The sequence below is a fragment of the Pseudomonas sp. HMWF006 genome, from assembly GCF_003061205.1.
Classification (GTDB): Bacteria; Pseudomonadota; Gammaproteobacteria; order Pseudomonadales; family Pseudomonadaceae; genus Aquipseudomonas; species Aquipseudomonas monsensis.
In genome coordinates, this window is sequence record NZ_QAIU01000636.1 from 14,606 (window position 1) to 16,234 (window position 1,629).

General features: G+C 59.7%; 2 protein-coding genes. Both read right to left on the bottom strand.

The annotated features are described in order from the left end of the window. A partial coding sequence (locus DBR24_RS34380; RefSeq protein ID WP_256591970.1) for a glycosyltransferase occupies nucleotides 1-295 on the bottom strand: 295 nt, incomplete at its 3' end. Further along, a complete protein-coding gene (arnB, locus tag DBR24_RS29515) occupies nucleotides 292-1,440 on the bottom strand; it encodes a UDP-4-amino-4-deoxy-L-arabinose aminotransferase (RefSeq protein ID WP_128616461.1) in 1,149 nt (382 codons plus the stop codon). The genes arnB and DBR24_RS34380, both read right to left, overlap by 4 nt. Between the last annotated feature and the right edge of the window lie 189 nt (nucleotides 1,441-1,629).

Below are 1,629 nucleotides of genomic sequence, written 5' to 3' on the forward strand. Positions count from 1 at the left end.
CGATCGTGATCACGACATCGCCCTTGCACTGCTCGAAGCCGGCCATGATCGCCGCGTGCTGGCCATAGTTGCGGTTGAGAATGACCGCCACGAACGGGCTGTCTACGCGGGTCGCCGCTTCTTCAAGCAACTGGGCGGAGTCGTCGCGACTGCCGTCGTCCACCAGGACGATTTCAAATTCATGATGCAGCATCCGGCACGCCGCTTCGGTGCGGCGCAGCAGTTCCGGCAGGCTGTCCTGTTCGTTGTAGACCGGGATAACGATCGACACACATCGGATTGGATAGGGTTTCACGGGCGTTTGTCCAAAAGGGTGGCGATGGCACCGACGACACGATCAAGGTCTTGATCGGTCATGTCCGGGAACAACGGAATCGAGCAGAGTCGCGCCGAGTTCCATTCGGTGTTAGGCAGATACAGGTCAGGGTCACGCTGGCGATACCAGGTGTGCAGGTGGGTGGCAATGAAGTGAATACCGGTGCCGATGCCCTGATCCTGCAAGCCTTTCATGAAGGTTTCGCGGTCCATGCCGCAGCGCTCGCTGTCGATGCGCAGGATGAACAGGTGCCAGGCGTGTTGCTGGGCATAGCCGGGCAGGGCCAATGGCTGTACCGGCAGGCCCTCGAATTTTTGCAGATAGGCGCTGGCCAGTTCGGTACGGCGGGCGTTGATTTCGTCCAGACGTTGCAATTGCACCAGGGCAATCGCGGCATTGATGTCGGCCAGGTTGTACTTGAAGCCCGGCTCCATCACTTGTGCCTGCGGCTTGCGGCCACCGGTCAGGCGGTCATAGGCATCGACGCCCAGGCCGTGGAATTTGAGCATGCGCACGCGGCTGGCCAGGGCTTCGTCGTCGGTGACGAACATTGCGCCTTCGGCACAGGTCATGTTCTTGATCGCGTGGAAGGAGAAAATCGCTGTGCCTTGCGAACCGACGTGACGCCCCTTGTAGCGGGTGCCGGCGGCATGCGCAGCGTCTTCGATGACTGCGATGCCGTGCTTGTCGGCCAAGGCATACAGCGGATCCAGATCGAACGCGGCGCCGGCGTAATGCACCGGGATGATTGCCTTGGTCCGCGGGGTGATGGCCGCTTCGATGCGCGCAGCGTCGGTCATCAGCGTGTCGCGGTCGACATCGACGAACACCGGTTTGGCGCCGAGCAGGGAAATCATGTTGGCGGTCGAGACCCAGGTCTGCGACGGGGTGATGACTTCGTCGCCCGGCCCAATGCCCAGGGCCAGCAGGGCAATGTGCATCCCGCCAGTTGCCGAAGACAGGGCCACCGCATGGCGGCAACCGACGTACTGCGCAAATTGCTCTTCGAGTGCCTGGTTTTTCGGCCCTGTCGTGATCCAGCCCGAGCGCAACACCTGCTCTACAGCGGCTATTTCCTCATCGCCGATACTCGGACGAGAGAAGGGGAGAAACGCCTGACTCATGGGCACCTCATTGAAAAAAAATAAAGGATAGACTCACAGACACGTTGGATCCAACCTCAGCGTAGACACAGAAATTCGTTCCTGCATCAATGACTTGGCAAAAAAAGCATGACGTCGGGGATAGATTGACTTTTCACCATTTGCCCGGCAGGTTGGGCAAGGCCAGCACTGAACCGATAGGAATTAAGG